Origin of the sequence: Bacillus sp. RC252, assembly GCF_044909215.1 — a bacterium.
GTDB classification, from domain to species: domain Bacteria; phylum Bacillota; class Bacilli; order Bacillales; family Bacillaceae_G; genus Bacillus_A; species Bacillus_A mycoides.
Map to the genome: position 1 here is coordinate 12,794 of NZ_JBIYDV010000035.1, position 18,709 is coordinate 31,502.

At 31.4% G+C, this 18,709-nt stretch carries 17 protein-coding genes and 1 pseudogene; 16 read left to right on the top strand and 2 right to left on the bottom strand.

All coding sequences use genetic code 11. The annotated features are described in order from the left end of the window. Nucleotides 1-363 precede the first annotated feature (363 nt). The 6 genes from ABH960_RS28700 (at nucleotide 364) to ABH960_RS28725 (ending at nucleotide 7,806) form a co-directional block, all read left to right on the top strand. The gene (locus tag ABH960_RS28700) at nucleotides 364-843 is read left to right on the top strand and encodes an SRPBCC family protein (protein WP_404449831.1); all 480 of its coding nucleotides are present in this window, start codon (nucleotides 364-366) and stop codon (nucleotides 841-843) included. Nucleotides 844-922: 79 nt separating this feature from the next. After that, nucleotides 923-4,093: an ATP-binding cassette domain-containing protein gene (locus ABH960_RS28705; RefSeq protein WP_404449833.1), complete on the top strand. Its 3,171-nt coding sequence runs from the start codon at nucleotides 923-925 to the stop codon at nucleotides 4,091-4,093. 454 nt (nucleotides 4,094-4,547) lie between these two features. Further along, complete coding sequence (locus tag ABH960_RS28710) at nucleotides 4,548-4,889, top strand: PadR family transcriptional regulator (RefSeq protein WP_002085418.1); 342 nt, start codon at nucleotides 4,548-4,550, stop codon at nucleotides 4,887-4,889. Further along, a complete protein-coding gene (locus ABH960_RS28715; protein ID WP_404449835.1) occupies nucleotides 4,886-5,401 on the top strand; it encodes a DUF1129 domain-containing protein in 516 nt (171 codons plus the stop codon). Before ABH960_RS28710 ends, ABH960_RS28715 begins: the two co-directional genes overlap by 4 nt. 1 nt (nucleotide 5,402) lies before the next feature. Then, nucleotides 5,403-6,863 (top strand): serine hydrolase domain-containing protein, encoded by a 1,461-nt coding sequence (locus ABH960_RS28720; RefSeq protein WP_404449837.1) that lies wholly within the window; start codon nucleotides 5,403-5,405, stop codon nucleotides 6,861-6,863. Nucleotides 6,864-6,993: 130 nt separating this feature from the next. Beyond that, on the top strand, nucleotides 6,994-7,806 hold the full coding sequence (locus tag ABH960_RS28725) for a MerR family transcriptional regulator (protein WP_085311270.1): 813 nt from the start codon (nucleotides 6,994-6,996) through the stop codon (nucleotides 7,804-7,806). A gap of 140 nt (nucleotides 7,807-7,946) precedes the next feature. On the opposite strand, the gene ABH960_RS28730 is transcribed toward ABH960_RS28725, so the two are convergent. After that, nucleotides 7,947-8,663, bottom strand: coding sequence for an SDR family oxidoreductase (locus ABH960_RS28730; RefSeq protein WP_404449839.1), 717 nt, complete (start codon nucleotides 8,661-8,663; stop codon nucleotides 7,947-7,949). Between the two features lie 194 nt (nucleotides 8,664-8,857). Between ABH960_RS28730 and ABH960_RS28735 the strand changes: the two genes are divergently transcribed. The 9 genes and pseudogenes from ABH960_RS28735 (at nucleotide 8,858) to ABH960_RS28775 (ending at nucleotide 16,066) form a co-directional block, all read left to right on the top strand. Beyond that, nucleotides 8,858-9,196, top strand: a complete 339-nt coding sequence (locus ABH960_RS28735; RefSeq protein ID WP_001047225.1) for a winged helix-turn-helix transcriptional regulator — start codon at nucleotides 8,858-8,860, stop codon at nucleotides 9,194-9,196. A 237-nt stretch (nucleotides 9,197-9,433) separates the two neighbouring features. Next, entirely contained in the window at nucleotides 9,434-10,297 is an 864-nt protein-coding gene (locus ABH960_RS28740; protein WP_404449841.1) for a serine/threonine protein kinase, read from the top strand. Nucleotides 10,298-10,366: 69 nt separating this feature from the next. Further along, nucleotides 10,367-11,119: a class I SAM-dependent methyltransferase gene (locus ABH960_RS28745; protein WP_215589048.1), complete on the top strand. Its 753-nt coding sequence runs from the start codon at nucleotides 10,367-10,369 to the stop codon at nucleotides 11,117-11,119. Nucleotides 11,120-11,188: 69 nt separating this feature from the next. Further along, nucleotides 11,189-11,290, top strand: a pseudogene (locus ABH960_RS28750) (alpha/beta hydrolase); the annotation flags it as partial. 117 nt (nucleotides 11,291-11,407) lie between these two features. Beyond that, nucleotides 11,408-12,202 carry a VOC family protein gene (locus tag ABH960_RS28755; RefSeq protein ID WP_404449843.1) on the top strand — a complete coding sequence of 265 codons (795 nt, stop codon included), beginning with the start codon at nucleotides 11,408-11,410 and terminating at the stop codon, nucleotides 12,200-12,202. A gap of 116 nt (nucleotides 12,203-12,318) precedes the next feature. Then, entirely contained in the window at nucleotides 12,319-13,026 is a 708-nt protein-coding gene (locus ABH960_RS28760) for a phosphotransferase family protein (RefSeq protein WP_404449845.1), read from the top strand. A gap of 158 nt (nucleotides 13,027-13,184) precedes the next feature. Further along, nucleotides 13,185-13,781 (top strand): TetR/AcrR family transcriptional regulator, encoded by a 597-nt coding sequence (locus ABH960_RS28765; protein ID WP_016091395.1) that lies wholly within the window; start codon nucleotides 13,185-13,187, stop codon nucleotides 13,779-13,781. 203 nt (nucleotides 13,782-13,984) lie between these two features. Next, entirely contained in the window at nucleotides 13,985-15,364 is a 1,380-nt protein-coding gene (gene lpdA / locus ABH960_RS28770; protein WP_404449848.1) for a dihydrolipoyl dehydrogenase, read from the top strand. A gap of 246 nt (nucleotides 15,365-15,610) precedes the next feature. After that, the gene (locus ABH960_RS28775; RefSeq protein ID WP_219302350.1) at nucleotides 15,611-16,066 is read left to right on the top strand and encodes a cupin domain-containing protein; all 456 of its coding nucleotides are present in this window, start codon (nucleotides 15,611-15,613) and stop codon (nucleotides 16,064-16,066) included. Between the two features lie 114 nt (nucleotides 16,067-16,180). Here the strand turns inward: ABH960_RS28775 and ABH960_RS28780 are convergent, their stop codons facing one another. Next, nucleotides 16,181-17,158: a phosphotransferase enzyme family protein gene (locus ABH960_RS28780; protein ID WP_404449850.1), complete on the bottom strand. Its 978-nt coding sequence runs from the start codon at nucleotides 17,156-17,158 to the stop codon at nucleotides 16,181-16,183. Nucleotides 17,159-17,488: 330 nt separating this feature from the next. Here ABH960_RS28780 and ABH960_RS28785 point away from each other — a divergent pair, with 330 nt between their 5' ends. Beyond that, nucleotides 17,489-18,565, top strand: a complete 1,077-nt coding sequence (locus tag ABH960_RS28785; RefSeq protein ID WP_404449852.1) for a helix-turn-helix domain-containing protein — start codon at nucleotides 17,489-17,491, stop codon at nucleotides 18,563-18,565. Nucleotides 18,566-18,709 lie beyond the last annotated feature (144 nt).

The following is an 18,709-nucleotide window of genomic DNA, read 5'->3' on the forward strand; positions in this document are numbered from 1 at the left end:
TACATTTAGCAAGGAATTAGACATACATAATAAGTGATTTTGAACATTACATAACTTGATTTGAATACTATATTAGCTCTTATTAACACCATTTATCTTAAAGGAAATTGCTTTTAAATATTTAATGGAAATATTATATAAAATAAATAAATCAACGTTTTCTCATGTTGAATTTTTTTGTGGAAATGTTGAGGTACGCCTATTGTAATAAACATATGGAGAGAATATATAATAAATCAATGTTCAAATTACCATTCACACATTAAATTAATATTTCATTGCCATAGAGATTTCTTTTATACATAAATTCGTGTAAAATAAAATAAGAACATACATTCTGTACACGAGTAGGAGGCAATAAATATGTTGGCTGAAATAGAGAAACAAACTGACGGCTATATTGTGAAATTTGAACGCCAATTTTCTTATACAATAGAAGAAGTTTGGTCTGTTTTAACTGAAAACAGCAAGCTTAAAAAATGGATGTCTAATTTACAGATTGAAAATCTTAAAACAGGTGGAATTATAAAGTTCGACATGATGGATGGTTCATTTTTAAATATTGATATTTTAGATTACCAACTAAATTCAGTACTTGAATTCACATGGGATAAAGATCGTGTCCGATTTGAAATACATAAAGAGGAAAATGGTTCTCTTTTACTACTTAAAGAATACATTCATGAATTAACTGATCATACACCAAAAGATATAGCTGGTTGGCATATTTGTCTTGACCTTTTTTCTTCAGTTTTAGAAGAGGAAGAGAAGGAATTTTCTAAAAACGAATGGCAACAATGGTTCGAAAAATACAAGGATAAGATTCAAGAAGTGAGAGGATAATTGTATAATAGGCAATATTCATTATGTAATTATTATATTGTAAAAATGATTTTATGGAAAAATAAGAATAGAGGTTAATATGAAAGTAAATCAATTAATTGCTAATAACATAAATAAACTTGATACTGTTATTCCATTTAATAAATCACTTGGTATTGCTGGTTTATCTGGATCTGGAAAAACAACTCTTTGTCAAACAATTGGTGAAGAATCAAAGAAGCGTCTAGTTTCCTTATTGCCAAAGGCTGAATATCAATATTTATTTCCTAATATTATGGAAACTAATTTTAGTGCCATTAAGATGGAGGAAATACCTTTAGTACTTTTTTTAGGAAAATCATCAATTTCTTCCAATCCGCGTTCGACGATTGGTACTCATACAGGTGTTTTTAAAGAGATTCGTGAAAAACTAGCGGAAGAATTTAATCTTTCTCCTGAAGTCTTTTCATTTAATAATCAATTAGGTTGGTGTGCTGGCTGTAAAGGGCGTGGTACTACTAAAAATATTGAGTGTAAAAAATGTAAGGGGAAACGTTATAGTGAAGAAGTTGAACAACGTACTATTGAGTTATTTGCTAAAGCACATACAATTTCGGATATTAACGATTTAAGTGTTGAATCTATTCTTTCATTAGCAGAAGAATTAAATATTAGTGAAGCAAAACAACATATATTGCAAAATATTATCAATATGAACATTGGTTATTTAACATTAAATCGAATTATGGGTACGTTGTCAGGTGGAGAATTAACACGACTTTACTTAGCTGAATTCATGGCAGTTAGTGAAAATACTGTAATTATTATTGATGAGATTTCAGTTGGACTTGATAATGAAACATTATTACAAATATTAGAAGAAATCAAGCAATTAGGGTGTAAAAATCAAATCTGGCTCATTGATCATTCAGATACAGTACTGGATACAACAGATGAGCAATTGTTCTTCGGACCTGGTAGCGGAAAATATGGTGGACAAATCGTGAAAGAATCACCAAGACCAAAACCAATACTATCGGAACGAAATTACGAAATGCCAACAGAATATTATACATTTCATGAATTATATTGCCGAAATATCCAAATGACTGAGTTTCAGATTCCTAAAAATAGACTTGTAACTGTTACAGGAGAGTCTGGATGCGGGAAATCTACACTTGTCAATGAGTGTTTAGCTACAGATTTCTTGAAACGATATCCAAAAGATAAACTAGTTATGGTAGGGCAAGACCGAAACCAATCGATTACAAGTCGATCAACTGTAGCAACTTTCCTAGATGTTAAAAAGAAACTGACAAAGTATAGTGAAGAAATTGATGATATTTTTGAGCGCTCAATTGAGGATATTATTGATGAAATTCCAAATGAAGATATTGCGTATAAACGCTTGAGCCTACTAATCAAATTAGGACTGGGATATTTAACATTAGAACGAAAAACACAAACATTATCAACGGGTGAGTTTCAATGTGTTCATTTAGTTTCTGAGTTATTTGCAAAAACAAGAAATCCACATACATTGTTTATTTTTGATGAGCCCTCAAAAGGTTTATCGCAAAATATTTTAAATCAATTTATAGATAGTGTTAGAGGGATATTGCAAGATGAATCAGTCTCTATCATAATGATTGAGCATAACAGTTACATGCTAGAAAGCTCTGATTATATTGTCGATTTTGGAAAAAGACAGGTTGAATCTATAGAGCATCTTGATGTAGTAAGTCATGAGGATTATTATCGTCAAAAAAGAAGTGTGAATAATGCTGAACAAATACACATTTCTTCAACGCTTAAGCGTAAAGAAGGAGTTCACTATTTAAAAGAAAATCATATTAACTATTTTAAAAATGCTGAAAACGTTTATAAGGGTGGTATTTTAAAAAGCTTATCATCAATGGCACGATTAATTTATGGTGAATATGAATCTGATACAATGGCACCTGTTGTTGCTATTGATCTCGAAAGACATTTGTATAGTCAATATAGTTTCTTATATGAAATTGGTGGATTGATCAATCATATTGTAGCTGTTCATCCGACTAATAAAGATACGAGAAGTTTCGATTTCTATTCTCAGGATAATCATTGCCGATCTTGTTCTGGACGTCTTCAAATTGAAGTTTTTGATAAAGAAATTACAATTCAAGATAAAAACGTTCCATTTTGGGATGGTCTATTCGATTCGGAAATCATGAAAGTATTAAAATTTTATCAATATGAAAAAATAGAATTTCTATTTGAAGAAATTAAAAATGAGCTTGGTCATGATTTGACGAAAAGCTATAATGATATGTCTGAGGAAGAGAAACATACATTTTGGTACGGCTATTTTGATAAGTCCTTTTATGATAAGAAAGGAAAGACACGTAGAACATGGGTAGGATTTAATACGATTATTGGCGGGTATATTGTTATTTCAAAAGCAGCTATTAAAGAAGATATTAAGACTTCTAAAGAAATGATGACATGTCCAATTTGTAAGGGGACTTTATTAAATCACCATAAACCACTTAATTTTGGAGATACAGATATTCGTGAAATTATTAATCAGCCGCTTAACGAAGTATTAAAAATTGTAGGAGATTTGCCTGTACTCGTCAAATTGAAATCTATCGTAGGTGACGATATGATTATGACAGAAGATGTTTCTTTATTACCTAGAAATATACAAGTCGCACTGAAAATGTTTGAATTAGAACAAGCAAGCTTTTCAAATTATGAAATGGTGTTACAAAATGTTTTACCATTCTGGGACAAAATAAAAGGAAATATAGAATCCATTTGCTTCAACAATCAAGTAACTATTTGTGATTTTCCTAATGTTTATGAAACAAGAGAAACCATTATAGATAAGTATTTCACAAATGGTAAATATAAAAAACTAACATATGTATACGAAGCATTTGGTTACAAAAAATTAGTTACCCAAATTAATAAAATTAAAAAAAGCAACCCGTGTCCATTCTGTAACGGAAAGAAAGTTATAACCGAAGATAATCTACATGATGGCGTGTTTAAATTAACAATTCCATGTATAACTTGTAATGCAAGTGGTATTAACGATGAAGGACTTAAAGAAATCGTTGATGGAATAGATGTGCAAACATGGTTAACCGGAAAAGTTAGTGATGTTGTGGATGAAAGCTTACGAACTGAGGATGTTGCAGACATTCTAATATTTAATCGAATTCGTGAGTTGAATAAGCGAGAAATGATGGCAGTTTATGAATGTCTTGAGAAAAATAATTAAATTAAGAAGAATAAAAAATAGTGGTTAGTTAGGGATTAAAAACTCATTTGCAATAATCTGCAAATGAGTTTTTATGTTGAAGAAGAGTTTCTTTAAACGTGTTAAGGTAGATAGATAATAGAGCAAGAAAAATCTATTTGTAATACCAATATAAATTATTCTTAAATTTTAAACTGAAAGGTATTACAGGTTAGCATTTATGTTTAAGTTTTGTTAGTCTTTCTAAGATGTAAATACATTTATCTGTGAGAGTTAGTTTTAAATCGTTAATTATGATCATTTATTATATAATTATTGACGTATAAAAATGTTTTTTGGGGATAATAATTTAGGTTATTTGGATAATAACAAAAAGAATATGCTACTTTTTTAGTGATTGTATAATTATTAGAATTTTTAAATTTAACAGAAATATATACTTGAATGAAGTATATATTTCTGTTAAATTTATCCTATGGATAGAACAAGTTTAATTAAAGGGAATTTAGAAATGTGTGTATTGTCTATTTTGTCTACAAAGAAAAGTTATGGTTATGAAATTATGAAAGAACTCGAAGTACATAATTTAAAATTGAAAGGAGTAGGAAGTATTTATCCCATTTTAACTAAACTGAAAAATCAAGAGTGGGTTAATACTTATCAAGAGGTGACGGATAGTGGTAAAGTTAGGATTTATTACGAAATTAATGAAAATGGAAAATTACGTCTTGAGAAGAAAGTTAATGAATGGTTAGAGTTGCAATCTGATATTAAAATATTATTAAAGAGTGGATTGAAAGGAGACCTTCTGAAATGAGGAATGAATTAAACGGTAAAGAAACGCAATTTTTAACTGACGTACTTAAGGAATTAGAGCAATACGATATAAGTTTAGAAGAAAGGGAAAATATTAAACAACAAATTTTAGAGCATATCCAAGAATGTCGTGAACATGGTGAGGAAAGTATAAATGACCTAGGAACGCCTCAATTATTTGTTCAAGACTTTTTGGAGATAAATGAAATTGATCTGCGAGTGAAAATGAAACAACTTCAAAATATAAATAAAAAATCTAATACATTAATCATAATTGGCATATTCGTCGCATTTATTACATACCTCATTTCACAAACTACACTTTCAATATTTTTAACTGAATCCCTTAATCCAACCAACAGTGAAAATAACTTTAATTTTAATCTTTTATATCGAATAGCAGAAAATCAATGGTGGAACTCTATATTAATAACGATTAGTTTAATGGTTTCTTTATTAATATCTATAATTTTAGTAATTTATAAAAAAAGAAAGTTATCCGAAGTACATTAAGATGAAGATATCGAAATATAAATTGTTTCTAATTTGTATAGTTTGTAATGTATTAATGTTATGTATTGCACATTCAAAAGTTTACGCTCAGCAAAATATTAGAGTTACTTTAGATATTTATATTGAAAAATTTTTAAAGGAACATAAAATTCCAGGAGCTTCAGTAGCTATTGTACATAATAGAGATGTATTTTACACAAAATTATGGGGGGTTACTGGAGAATCTGAAAAAAAGATAACTAGTAAAACACCATTTGCAATTGGATCAATAAGTAAATCTTTAACTGGTCTAGCTATAGTGAAGTTAATAGAAAATAAAAAAATAAATTTAGAGGATTCAGTCCAACAACATCTTCCTTGGTTTAAAGTAAAAGATAATCAATCGGCCTCAAATATAACAATCCAACATCTACTAACACATTCAAGTGGAATGAGTACCTATGAAGGTTTAGCATTATCAGATAAGCAATCAAAGACTACTACGGCTATAAAAGAAAATGTAATGAAACTGTCGAATGTAACATTAACTGCTCCCCCAGGACAAAAATATCAATATAGTAATGCAAATTATCTCGTTCTTGGTGCACTTATTGAGGAAGTTTCAAAAGAGACATACTCTACTTATATGGAGAAGCAAATTTTTCAGCCATTAAGAATGAATGGGGCAGCAGCAAATAGTGAAGATTCTTATAAAAAGGGTTATTTAACAGGTTATCAATCATGGTTTGGAATACCAAGAAAAAGTACGGTGTCGTATGATAATGGTGGGACACCATATGGATATATTACAGCAAATCTAGAAGATATGATTCAATTCATTAAGTTTTTGAATCACCAAGAGCATACACAATTTTTAAATAAAGATAGTATGGATCTTTATTTATCTCCATTATATAAAATAGATTCAGCGAAATATTATGGTTTTGGACTGAGGACAACAAATATAAATGGAAACGAAAAGATGGTTTGGCATTCAGGCTCAACTCCTGATTCACATGCAGAAATATTTATTTTAAATGAAACTGGCTGGGGTGTTGTGATTTTAACGAATAAAAATCATGTTTTAGAAGAAGCATCACTACCAGAATTTAAAAAAGGGATTATTAATATTTTGAATGGTGAAGAACCGGTTGATATACCAAAAAATATACCAATAGTTCAAATTGTTATGTCAATATTAATATTCGCACTTTTCATTACAGCAATTATGTTAATAATAAAGTATAAATGTAAGAAAATTTGTAAAAAAATGACCTGGCTTTTTCTAGGGAGTTTATTTCTAATATTATCTATTACTTTAATTCCACTTCTTATTTATAGTACAAATTCACCGTGGCAGACGATTAAAACGTTTTCTGCAGATGTAGCGTTGCTCATTAGTATTATAGTTACTTTATTGAATGTAAATGGATTAATATCAATATATATTGCGTTGAAAAGTGAATTGGTAAATAAGTCGTAAGAACTTTTAATTATATAAATATAATACATTAAATAATTGTTTAAACTGTTATAAATAGTTCACTCTCACACAATGTCATTGTTTAAGCTTAAGTTGAGCTTCGAATAATTGTAATAAATAGGAGGAACTAATGTTCAAAATAGGAGATTTTTCAAAACTATCTTCCATTAGTATACGTATGTTGAGACATTACGATAAAGTAGAATTATTACAACCAGTAAAAGTCGATGAGCAAAGTGGTTATCGATTTTATTCAGCAGCCCAATTAAAGAAAGTAAATCAAATTCAAGTGTTAAAAGATATGGGATTTAATATTGCCACTATTAAAGAATTAGTAGAGAGTGAAAATATTGAAGTAATAAAGTCACAATTTGAAAATCGTAGTGCTCAAGTAAAGGAAGAAATGGACGATCTCAAAAAACAATTACGTCTCCTCGAAGACTCAATGAAAACGATGAGAGAGGATGTTATTGAAATGAACTATCATGTTTCATTAAAAGAAATTCCAGAAAGAAATGTAGCAAGTGTTAGAAAGGTTATTCCATCGTATAATTGCGAAGGGGATTTATGGAGTATATTGATGCAAGAAATTAATGTTAAAAATATTAGTATAGCTAATCCGAGTTATAGTATTGCTACATTCCATGATCAAGAATATAAGGAAAATGATGTGGATGTAGAAATACAGATAAATATTTTAGGGGAGCATGAAAATACAAAAGATGTTAATTTCAAAAAGATAGATCCATCCTATGTAGCTTCAATAACAGTTAACGGAAGTTATGAACAAATGACAGCTGTAAATGAGGCGGCAGCAAAATGGATTGAAACAGAAGGTTATGAATTAGCCGGACCGATGTTTAATATTTATCACGTTAGTCCAGCGATGGAATCAGATCCTAATAAGTGGGTTACAGAGGTTTGTTATCCGATAAACAAATAAACAATAAAGTAAAAAAGGCATCGTATATGCCTTTTTTACTTTATTTCCATCTGAAAATATTTAGCACAAAGGACTCGTTGATTAACCATAATAGCCTCCTTAATACTAGTTAATCTAAGGAGGCATTGAATTGTTATAAATTAATGATATGTGTATCCTCCATCAGGAAATAATACATTACCTGTAGTAAAACCATTTTGCATTAAATACAGGACAGTATGTGCAATTTCATCATTATACCCAGGTCTCTGTAAAAGAGAAAGAGATTTATAATCTTCATAAGCAGCTAGTCTTTTCTCATTTTGTTCATTCTCTCTTCGTATCGTTCCAGGAGAAACAACATTAACTCTAATAGGAGCTAATTCAACAGCTAAAGCTTTCCCTAAGCTTTCAATAGCACCATTACAAGCGCCATAAGCAGGTGCACCTTTAAGTGGTCTTTGACTAAATGCACCGGACATTAACACGATAGATCCAGATTTTGAAAGAAAAGGAATCGCATATTTTACGGCGTAATATTGTGGCCAAAACTTTCCGATAAAGCTGCTTTCAGCAATTTCCTCTGTAGCGGTTATTGGTCCAAGTGTGTAAGAGGCTCCCGGTGTGAATAAATGATCAAAATTCCCAACTGTCTTGAAAAAATCTTGTAATTGGTTTTTATTTTGATTATCCAATACATAAGTTTGAAGATGGTTGTTATTTATTATTTCTCGAGCAGCCTTTAGTTTTTCTTCCGAGCGCCCTGCAATAATAACATGTGCACCTTGTCCGATTGCTTGTTTTACTGTTGCTAATCCAATACCAGAGCTTCCACCAATGATAACGATATGTTTATCTTTTAATGCAGTAATAGACATGATTAAACATCTCCCTTAATATAAGATTTAAAATAAGTTGTGTTAATTTTATTATTCGTTAAAAAATGACTATTGAAAAGTACGCACTTTATATGTACTTAGTCGCTAATTTCGTACTAATCGCTTGTTATATGGATACATAATATAAAGAATTATTCATTATAATTTATGATTTGAGGGGAGTGGTGAGGAAAATGAATTTAGAGGAACCGAAATTAAAAGGGGTAATAGCAACATTACAAATAATCGGAGGTAAATGGAAACCACTCATTTTATTTATATTATTAACAGATGGAACGAAACGGTTTGGTGAATTAAAGCGATTAATACCAGACATTTCTCAAGGAACATTAGCGAAGCAGCTTCGTGAATTAGAGCACGATCAACTAATAAAACGCGAAATTTATCAAGAAATACCACCTAAAGTGGAATATAGCTTAACTGAGCATGGAAAAACAGTTAGTATTGTTTTGGATAGTATGTGTGGTTGGGGAAGAGGACATTTAGAATATATCGATAAAAACAAACTATAATATTATTATGTAAACTTCTTGTGCGCATGGTATATATTTTTCTTATAATTTGCATTTTATAATATATAATAGAAAGTAAGAACATTGTGGTAGTTATTGAATGAAATTAAGGGTCGATATTGGAAAGGAGTGATGTTTTATGAATAAACAGAAGAAAACAAAGTATGAGGTAAAAATAATTTGAGTATGCGTATCATACCTCTATAAACTACGTTCGCTCAAAGCTAGGAGCAGCGCATGATAAATATTACAATAGGAAAAAATCAATACCCAATAACATTAGCTGAGGATCATAATTTTGATTGGTTAAAGGGTGTAGAAATATTTACTGTTTTTGATCAACAAGATTCAGGAAATATTAGTTTTGGTATTATTGAAAATGGACATCGTTACTTTTTGAAGTATGCCGGTGCTCGTAATTTAGAATATAAAGGTAATGTAGAGGACGCAATCCAACGACTAATGAAAGCAAAAGAAGTGTATGAACAAATTAAACATCCTTTACTAGTTCCATATATTAATTCCATTCAAATGCAAAATGGATTTTGTTTAAGGTTTCATTGGATTGATGGGGAATGCATGCACAATCATTGGGACTTTACACCGTTTGAAAAGCACCACGCACCAAATTCGCCGTTTGTAAAGCTTAGAAAATTATGCGTGACGGAGAGACTTAACATATTGACACAAATTTTTGAGTTTGCAGCATATGTGGAGTCACTAGGATATGTCATGGTTGATTTTTATGACGGTAGTATTTTATATAATTTCGAGCAATCAAAACTGACGATTTGTGATATTGATTTTTTTCAAAAAGCACCTGTATTTAATGAAATTGGGGAGAATTTCTGGGGAGCAGGTCGTTTCAAAGCATCGGAAGAATATGAACTGCATGCACAAATTACAAGCGAAACGAATGTGTATGTACTAGCTGGAATTGCTTTCGCTTTTATCGGCGGAAAAAATGATAAAAGCTATGAAAAATGGGAAAGCATACAAGAATTATATAATATATGTAAAAAAGCGCTACATAAAGAAAAAAATAAAAGGTATCGCACTGTTCAAGCGTTTCATGAAGCTTGGCTTGCATATATAGAATAAATAATGGATGGCTCATTTTTATTAGACAGCTAAGGAATATAAAAGCATCAACAAAGGGGAAAACATAAAATGAACGAATTAGAGTACAAAAACTTTTATGATAAAGTAGGCAGATTAAATGGATGGGATTTTAGTAAAATAAAATGTGAAACTGTAGGAGATTCATGGGACTTTTATGGCGAGGTAAAAGAAAGATGCAAGTCATCACATATTTTACTTGATGTTGGTACAGGTGGAGGAGAAAATGTACTTAACATAGCATCTTCAGCTGCATCACTGATTGGAATAGATAATTCTAATGGAATGATCAAAACAGCACATTTTAATTTGAATAAAGCAGGTGTACAAAACGTTGAATTTCTCCAAATGGATTCTGAAGTTTTAACGTTTCCGCATGCTCATTTTGATATTGCTTCAAGTTGTCATGCGCCGTTTGTAGCATCTGAATTGGCAAAAGTAATGAAAAAAGGTGCTTTTTTCTTAACACAACAAGTTAGCGAATATGATAAATTAAATCTTAAAGAAGCATTTGGTAGAGGGCAATGCTTAGGTGAAAGAGATGGTACGTTAAAAGATAAGTATATGGGTGAACTTATTAGTGCAGGATTTGAACTCGTGCAAGTACGTGAATATGATGTAACCGATTATTACAGTACTCCTGAGGATCTCATTTTTTTATTAAAACATACGCCTATTATTCCTAGATTTGGAGAAAAAGAAGAGGACTTTAATATTTTACAAAAGTTCATTGACGCTAATAGTTCCGAAAAAGGTATTCGTACGAATTCAAAAAGGTTTATGATTATTGCTGTTAAATCATAGTGTATTTTAACGTAAAAGCTGATTTTCTTTAAAAGAAAATCAGCTTTTTTTGTGGAAAAGAATGCAGGGAAAACTGGCAGTATAGTAAAAGTAATTCCTGATACTACACATTTGTTACACTGGGATAAACCAGAAGTTGTTATAGCGGAAATAAAAAGTAATTGGAGCTAACATATTCATACTAAAGTTGTAGTTTTTACATGAAAAATCCACCCTTCGGTTTGATTTTATCTATTTATAAGTGTAATACAATAAGAATAGATAGTAAGAAACAAGGGGGAATGTAGTGTGATTACACATATATCAGATATAAAACTACAAACGGTTTCCATAGAAGGGGTAAAACAAGTTTATAAAGACATATTATCTTTTCCAATAAAAAAAGAAACCGAATCATATATTCAATTTGAAGTAACACCGTATACAACAATTAGTTTTCAAGAAGTATATGAACCAATTGCACCTGCGCATTTCGCTTTTGAGATCCCATATTCAAAGTTTCATGAAACGGCAAAATGGCTTAAAGAGTCTGGATTACTCATTGTGAAATGGAAAGATGGTCATACAATTGGTGAGGAGAATGGTCTATTCAATTTATACTTTAAAGATGGTGATGGAAATCTTCTCGAAATTATTGCACATAGTTATGTTAAAGAAGATGTATTAGTCCCGCATTCACCGTTAAACATTTTATACGTAAGGGAAATTGGTCTTCCGGTTAAAAGTGTACCTGTATTTACGGAATGGTTGAAATCAAATCTAGACATGAAAACGAAGGAAGATGGGGATATTTTCAACTTTGTTATAGGTGGCACTGCATATATCATCGCAACCTGGTGGCAGCGACCTTGGATTCCCATTGCGATGAAAGCTTTACCACCGAAAGTACATGTTTCATTCGGAACACCGGATCATGCGTTTTTACAACAAATCCAAAATAATTTTAAGAAAAATAGTGTTCCATTTGAAAGTAAACAAAATGAAATATCATTTATTCAACAAGGGTATTCATTTTCTGTTTTGCATACACCAGAGTTTCATTCCGATATTCCTAGAAAATTAAACTTACCACTTTCTATATAATTATAGGTAGGGGTAAGTTTTTTTAATTTTCATGAAGAAGGGTATCAGTATAATTACACTGAATTTATAGAGGACTATAAGGCGTTATTCTAATTTACTGTAAGGAGAGAAATGAATTGAATCTAGGAAATCCGATAGCCAAAGGAAATACGGCTGAAATTTATCTTTGTGATAATAAAGTTGTGAAATTGTTTAAAGAATACCTCCCTAATACAGAATCTCTATACGAAGCACGAAAACAAAAGTATGCATATTCATGTGGTTTACACGTTCCTAAAGTATTTGAAGTCACAGAGATACAAGGTAGACAAGCTATTATTATGGAATATGTAGAAGGGGAAAGTGTTGGTGAGCTTTTGCTTAATAATTTGAGTAAAGCGGAGCATTATATAAGTATATGTGTTAGTGAACAACAAAAAATTCATGCTATATCTGTGAGCTCGGATGAAATAGAACCGATGGAAGAAAGGCTTTATCGTCAAATTAACTCCGTACATGATCTGGATGAAAAACAAAAGGGAAATATATTAAAAAAGTTAGATTCAATCACATTTGAACCTAGAGTATGTCATGGTGATTTTCATCCGTTTAATTTAATTATGAGTACTGGTGATGTGAATATTATAGATTGGGTTGATGCTAGTTCAGGTGATATTCGTGCAGATGTGTTTCGGACATACTTATTGTATTCACAGAATTCAGTGGAATTAGCTGAAATGTATTTACATATATATTGCAAAAAAACAGGTCTATTAAGAGATGAAATTTTCCAGTGGGCTCCTATAATTAGTGCAGCTAGACTGGCAGAGACTAAACCTCTGTAAATAAAAGGTGTTTTTCATGTATTTATTCTGATTCTTGTAAGGATGGTGTATCATTTGTTTTTTACTCATTGATATTCCCTGTTATTTTTTTCTTGCTAATTCTTTTCGGTTTGTCATATACTTAAAAGAGACCAAACGTTTTCTTTTAGGAGGACACAATGCGTAAAGGTGAATTAACAAAAAGAATGATTCTTGATCGTTCCTCTGCTCTGTTTAATGTAAAGGGCTATAGTGGTTCTTCAATTTCTGATATTATGCGAGAGACTGGGCTAGAGAAGGGCGGTATTTATCGTCACTTTAAAAATAAAGATGACTTGGCTGTTCAAGCCTTTCAGCATGCAACTTCACAAATGGGAGTGCGTTATGTCGAAGAGATAAAAAAAGCATCCAATACGTTGGATAAGTTAAAAACTTTTATTTCAGTTTTTACATCTCTCATTCATAATGATCCTCTTCCTGGAGGGTGTCCAATCATGAACGTAACGTTAGAAGCAGATGATTCCCATCCTCTCATGGCAGAACAAGCACAGATAGCGATGAATCAATTACTTGGAATAATTGAAAAGATTATTACGTATGGAATTGAGCAAGGAGAGTTAAAATCAGATACTCAAGCAAAACAGATTGCTATCATCTGGATTTCTTCTCTTGAAGGAGCACTTGCCTTGTCACGCTTATACCAAGATACAGTTTATATTGATACAGTATCGTCACGACTTTTAGATGAATTGGAAAAACAAATTACGGCCAACTAAGCCGTAATTTTTATCGCAAAAAAGAGACTGTTCGGTTTCTTTTTTGAGGGGGTGATCACTTAATAGAAATTCCATGATGGAACTATGAAAAAACGGATGAGAGAAGAATGGTACTAATACAAAATAGTAAATTGAAAAATGTGTAGAATATGAACGATTTCGGCCTACCTGTTTCTAATTTTTGGAGGAGTGTGAAAAAGGATATGAGAGAAATAGAAACAATCGTAATTGGCTCTGGACCTGGAGGATATGTTGCTGCAATAAGAGCTTCACAATTAGGGAAACAAGTGGCAATTATAGAAAGAGAGAATCTTGGTGGCGTATGTGCTAACGTCGGCTGCATTCCATCTAAGGCACTTATTTCTGTAGGTCATCGTTTTGAGGAAACAAAGCATTCAGAAAATATGGGGATTTTTTCTTCTGGTGTAAATGTGGACTTCGCAAAAGTACAAAAATTTAAAAACAACGTTGTAAAGAAATTAGTAGGTGGTGTAGAAGGGTTATTAAAAAGCAATAAAGTAGAAGTGATAAAAGGTGAAGCTTATTTCATGGATGCTAACACTATACGAGTAACCAATAAAGATGCAACTCAAACATATACATTTAAAAATGCAATTATAGCTACTGGATCACGCCCAGTTGAAATTCCAACATTTAAATTTACAAAACGTGTGATTAACTCTACAGGTGCACTTAGTTTAACTGAAGTTCCAAGTAAATTGGTTGTAATCGGTGGTGGTTACATTGGTACTGAATTGGGCTCTGCTTACGCTTCCCTCGGTTCTATAGTAACAATTATTGAAGGAGGTAAAGATATTTTAACTGGCTTCGATAAACAAATGACTCAAATTGTGAAAGAAGACCTTATAAACAAAGGTGTTACAGTAATAGTAGATGCATCCGCTAAAGGTGTAGAAGAAGTTGAAAATGGTGTAATTGTTACCTACGAAATTGGTGGTGAAGAAAAGAAAGTTGACGCTGATTACGTATTAGTAACGGTTGGCCGTCGTCCTAATACTGAAAATATGGGTTTTGAAAAAATCGGTATTGAGTTTTCTGACCGCGGTTTATTAAAAGTTGATCAACAATGCCGTACTAACCTTCCGAACATTTTTGCTATAGGAGATATCATTGCTGGTCCACAGCTTGCACATAAAGCATTTTACGAAGGGAAAGTAGCTGCCGAAGCTATCTCTGGTGAACTATCATTTGTTGATTACTTGGCAATTCCAGCAGTTTGTTTCACAAATCCTGAATTAGCTACAGTTGGTTATGCTGAAGAGCGAGCAAAGGCAGAAGGCATGGAAGTAAAAGTGATTCAATCCCCATTTTCAGCAAACGGTCGTGCACTTGTATCAAATGAAGGAAAAGGGTTCTTGAGGCTATTGGTGCGTAAAGAAGATGGTGTATTAGTAGGTGCTCAAATCGTGGGAAATGGTGCATCAGAAATAATTGCCGAAATGGGTTTAGCAATTGAATCAGGCATGACAGTTGAGGATATTGCATTAACACCACATGCTCAACTAACTTTAAGTGAGATTGTGATGGAAGCTGCTGAGGCCATAATTTACAATTTTAAATAAATATTAATTAATAAAAATTGGATTGCTTCGTTTTTTAGAAATTCTAAATAAAATAAATGTAGAGATAAATAAATATGTAAAAAACAATCTTTACTAATAAACTTCTTAATAACATATTATGGCTAATTGAGCCGTTTTTTTACCGCAAAAAAGAGACTATTCGGTTTCTTTTTGTGAGAGGATTTATTCATTTATTAGAGAATAAAAAGTGAAATTATGGAAAATAAATATGAGAGGAGAATACAAATGAGTCAATTTGTTAATTCAACAATGGAAGGTAAAAATTTTAGTGCTGTTCAAGTAGGAAAGTGGGAGGATCTGCTTCAATATAAAAATGGAAATCCATTTAAAGCTCCTGGAAAGGTATTTCTTAAAGATGACTTACAATGTACAGGGATGGAAGCTTCACTAAATGTTTTCCCTCCAGGCATTTCAATGCCCTTTTATCATAAGCATAGAGAAAATGAAGAGCTGTATATCTTCGTCAAAGGACAAGGGGAATTCAAGATTGATGATGAAATCCTTGAAATCAAAGAGGGTACTGTCATAAGGGTGGCACAAGAGGGGGAAAGAATTTGGCGTAACAATTCAAGTGAACCTCTTTATTTTATTTGTATTCAAGCTAGGGCAAATACTTTGGAAGAAAGTAATATCGAGGATGGTATTAAGCTAGATAAATCCGTTGAATGGATTGAAAAATAGGTGCCACTGTACGATTAAATATCATTTCGCTCCTTGTATTTTGTCTTTTGAAGAAAACTTATCTATAGAAAAGTACATCCAATTGTTAAACTGAATGTAACAATTGGGTGTACTTCATAGGAAACCAACTGTGTTTAAAGAATGGCTTTTTTCAATCTTTATTCTATAAAGGTTCATTATCCGTACTTGCTCCTCAGTTAACTCTTCTTTATTCCAATACATATGCATTAAACTATATTCGAATATCTCCTTTAATTTAATAAACAATGGAAGCTGCTCTATCATTTCTTTAGGTAGATCATTTTCCTCCTGGTATCCGTCGATTATTGCTTTTGTAATAGAATTCTCATAGTCGACTATGTTGCCATTCCCAACGAAAGAATATTCTATCGCGCTATAGACTGGAATAGCTAAATCGAATATGTAAAAATGTTTTTCACAGTCTTGAAAATCAATCATTGTTAAATTTAAATCATTGTCCACTAATATGTTTTCTAACCATAAATCTCCATGAATTAAGCCGTAATTTGAAGTGGACTTTGGCAGCTCCTTTATAGAAGTTAAAACGTCAGATGCAATTTCTCTTATAGTAGTTTCTTCTTTTGGGATATAGTTAAGAAAATTATACTCTTCATTTTCATACCAATCGTTTATATGATTTACCGGTTGAACTCTTTCAAAGTCTTTAGATATACGATGTAATTTTCCAATTTGTTGACCGAGCTTTTTAAATACATTAGAATTCCATTCGTTTCTTGGTAAATGTATACCAGGAGCAGCTTTATATAATACAGCAAAAACTTCTTTGTCTAAGGTTATTTTCTCTACTAAATTCGCCTTTAAAGAAGGTATTATTGGAGGGACTCCTAAGCCCTTTTGATATAAAAAGTTCGTATATGTAACTTCTTCTAATTGCTCTTCATATGTTTTATAGTTTGTAATTCTAACGAAGTAAGTACCTTGTGCTGTGAGACATTGATACATTTCATTTGTTATTGGTGTCATTTCAATAAAATCCAATGGATATAGTTTATTAATTAGTTTAAGTATCTCTTTTTCTATATTATTCATTTTAACTTCCTTTCCAAACATAAATTTTCCACTCACAACACTACTAGTTCCTTAACTTACAAATTTCGTGTTTTATTTGGTAGAATCCTTTAAAAAAGATTTATCCCGTAAAAACCCGATTAGTATGGGATAATAATCAGTGGGGAGGAAGAAACTCCCCACTGATTAAAGTTTCACTTTATTGGAAGGTTAAGTAAATGTATGACAAAATAAGATAGCTGAAAAAATATGAAATGAGTAATTACATATGATATTTAAAGGTTCTAGAGAGTGGTTAATGTTATAAACCACAAGAAATATCAAAAGAAAGAAGTGGATACTTCTTATAATTTTTAGTGAGGAGGGGGATAAATGAATGAACATATACAGCTAATGATTGAATGGATTGAGGGCAATTTAAAAAAGAAGTTTTCATTAGATAAATTATCTAATTATATGGGATATTCTCCTTACTTCTGTTCGTTTAAATTTCATCAAGTAACAGGGATAAGTATTAGACGATATATTCTTCTTAGAAGATTGTATTTATCAACGGAAGATTTGACGAATGATAGAAAGATAATTGATATCGCATTTGATTACGATTACTCTTCGCAAGAGGCTTATAGTAGAGCATTTAAAACTGTTTTTGGTATAACCCCAGGAAAATTCCAACTTAACAAAATACCGGTTCAATCATTTATTAAACTCTCAATCAATGATGGCAAGGAGTGGGATAGAATGAATTTTTCTAGAAAAATTGAAGTTGATCAGTTACGAAATGCGAAGAGTGAGCTGTTTGATAAAGATGTACTAAATATATTAAATGGTCAATTTATGTATGAAGAATTTAAAAGTGAAAAACTAATGGGGGAGTCTGATTACGCTCCATTTAATGAAGCTATGTGTGTAAATACGACTACTGCACAGATTTTTGATGATGAGTTTATTAAAACAAGGGCAGAAGGACACCAAGGTACTGTAGAAAATTATACGAAAAAGGTTATTCATCCTTTAGAGAATCTTTTTAAGAAAGAGTATAAATGTATTGTTTTATGGTTCGGTGAAGATATGTTTTGCCAAATGAATCTACTTACAGTACTTTCTTACCTTGAACAGTCTGGTTATAAGGGAAAAGTATACTTAAATAGCTTCAGAGAGGATGAATTTAAAGTTAGTCAAATTGGACTTGAATTAGGGAACTATTTTTCTGTTTACAATGAAGTTCTAGTAAATCATAAAAAGCCATCTCATGAGGTACTACCTGTAATGTATCAGGCGATAGATTTATATTTAGAAATGCTAAAAGAAAATAATGTAGTAGTAAAGTATATCTCCAAAAATAAAGATTTACCAACACAAGAGTTATTAAAAAGGTTATTTAATCTTTTTCCAACAATAGGATATGGGGACCTACAATATATAGAGCTTATTAATAAAGCGAGATGAAAATTGAAACTAATTAGAAGAGAATACAGTAAAAAAGATGCACCTATACTTTAAAATGTACCCTATAGAATAGACACTGAAAAAAAAGTCTATTCTATAGGGTATTTCTTGTATAATGAGAGAAAATTGGGATCGGAGAAAGTT

What these genes read in the sequence shown, in the direction of transcription:
- ABH960_RS28785 (WP_404449852.1), top strand. Translation starts at nt 17,489, where the DNA reads ATGAATGAACATATACAGCTAATGATTGAATGGATTGAGGGCAATTTA.
- ABH960_RS28710 (WP_002085418.1), top strand. Translation starts at nt 4,548, where the DNA reads ATGGATAGAACAAGTTTAATTAAAGGGAATTTAGAAATGTGTGTATTG.
- ABH960_RS28775 (WP_219302350.1), top strand. Translation starts at nt 15,611, where the DNA reads ATGAGTCAATTTGTTAATTCAACAATGGAAGGTAAAAATTTTAGTGCT.
- ABH960_RS28715 (WP_404449835.1), top strand. Translation starts at nt 4,886, where the DNA reads ATGAGGAATGAATTAAACGGTAAAGAAACGCAATTTTTAACTGACGTA.
- ABH960_RS28765 (WP_016091395.1), top strand. Translation starts at nt 13,185, where the DNA reads ATGCGTAAAGGTGAATTAACAAAAAGAATGATTCTTGATCGTTCCTCT.
- ABH960_RS28735 (WP_001047225.1), top strand. Translation starts at nt 8,858, where the DNA reads ATGAATTTAGAGGAACCGAAATTAAAAGGGGTAATAGCAACATTACAA.
- ABH960_RS28730 (WP_404449839.1), bottom strand. Translation starts at nt 8,663, where the DNA reads ATGTCTATTACTGCATTAAAAGATAAACATATCGTTATCATTGGTGGA.
- ABH960_RS28740 (WP_404449841.1), top strand. Translation starts at nt 9,434, where the DNA reads ATGATAAATATTACAATAGGAAAAAATCAATACCCAATAACATTAGCT.
- ABH960_RS28705 (WP_404449833.1), top strand. Translation starts at nt 923, where the DNA reads ATGAAAGTAAATCAATTAATTGCTAATAACATAAATAAACTTGATACT.
- ABH960_RS28745 (WP_215589048.1), top strand. Translation starts at nt 10,367, where the DNA reads ATGAACGAATTAGAGTACAAAAACTTTTATGATAAAGTAGGCAGATTA.
- ABH960_RS28720 (WP_404449837.1), top strand. Translation starts at nt 5,403, where the DNA reads ATGAAGATATCGAAATATAAATTGTTTCTAATTTGTATAGTTTGTAAT.
- ABH960_RS28700 (WP_404449831.1), top strand. Translation starts at nt 364, where the DNA reads ATGTTGGCTGAAATAGAGAAACAAACTGACGGCTATATTGTGAAATTT.
- lpdA (WP_404449848.1), top strand. Translation starts at nt 13,985, where the DNA reads ATGAGAGAAATAGAAACAATCGTAATTGGCTCTGGACCTGGAGGATAT.
- ABH960_RS28725 (WP_085311270.1), top strand. Translation starts at nt 6,994, where the DNA reads ATGTTCAAAATAGGAGATTTTTCAAAACTATCTTCCATTAGTATACGT.
- ABH960_RS28780 (WP_404449850.1), bottom strand. Translation starts at nt 17,158, where the DNA reads ATGTTTGGAAAGGAAGTTAAAATGAATAATATAGAAAAAGAGATACTT.